The organism is Lentzea aerocolonigenes, from assembly GCF_000955955.1.
GTDB lineage: Bacteria > Actinomycetota > Actinomycetes > Mycobacteriales > Pseudonocardiaceae > Lentzea > Lentzea aerocolonigenes_A.
This window is the reverse complement of the sequence record NZ_JYJG01000080.1, coordinates 1-661: the sequence shown is the minus strand read 5'-3', so window position 1 is coordinate 661 and position 661 is coordinate 1. Positions and strand designations below refer to the sequence as shown.

1 protein-coding gene is annotated in these 661 nt (G+C 62.0%); it reads right to left on the bottom strand.

Annotated features, from left to right (window positions below; translation table 11 throughout):
• Positions 1-73: 73 nt before the first annotated feature.
• Positions 74-544 (bottom strand): hypothetical protein, encoded by a 471-nt coding sequence (locus UK23_RS48605; RefSeq protein ID WP_052684643.1) that lies wholly within the window; start codon positions 542-544, stop codon positions 74-76.
• Positions 545-661 lie beyond the last annotated feature (117 nt).

The following is a 661-nucleotide window of genomic DNA, read 5'->3' as shown; positions in this document are numbered from 1 at the left end:
GGCACCACCTTTCGCCGGGTGAAATCAAGCTCTGACCAGCGGCAACGCGGTCGGAGCTTGATCTTTTCCAGGGTCAGGCGCCCGACCGCACGAAAGCGATGTACGGCTCGTAAGCCGAGAGGTCGCGAGACGGTTCATAGGTGCTCAGGTAGTAGTAGTCGGCCACGATGTTGGCCTGCTGCTCAGTGTTGAAATCGGCAAACGACTTCCCGCGCAGGCCATCAGCCCCGCCGTAGTCGTAGAGCCCCTTCACGAAGAACCCGGCGAACGCGGTCGGCAGCATGCTCAACACACTGCGGCCGTGTTGGTACTGGTAGGCGTGGGTGAGTTCGTGGACCAGCCAGCGTTCGTAGCGTGCCTGGTGTTGCGGCGACGTCAGGACTCCCTTGGGGAAGGTGACGCGCCGGGGCAGGGTTCGCGCCACGCCGAAGCTGCCGAGGAGGCCGCCTTCGGCCAGGTGCAGGTGGGTGATGTCCAGGGCGTCGCCGAAGACGGTGCGGGCTATGTCGGCTTCGCGGGACTCCAGGTTGCGGCGGAACACCATGGCGGCTCCCCTGCTCTGGCATCAGATGGCTGATGATAGGCGGGGTTGGCTGAGGTTGTTTTGCCTCAACGATCATTGACTTGAGTAAAGAAAGTTTCCTAATTTCCGCAGTATGAG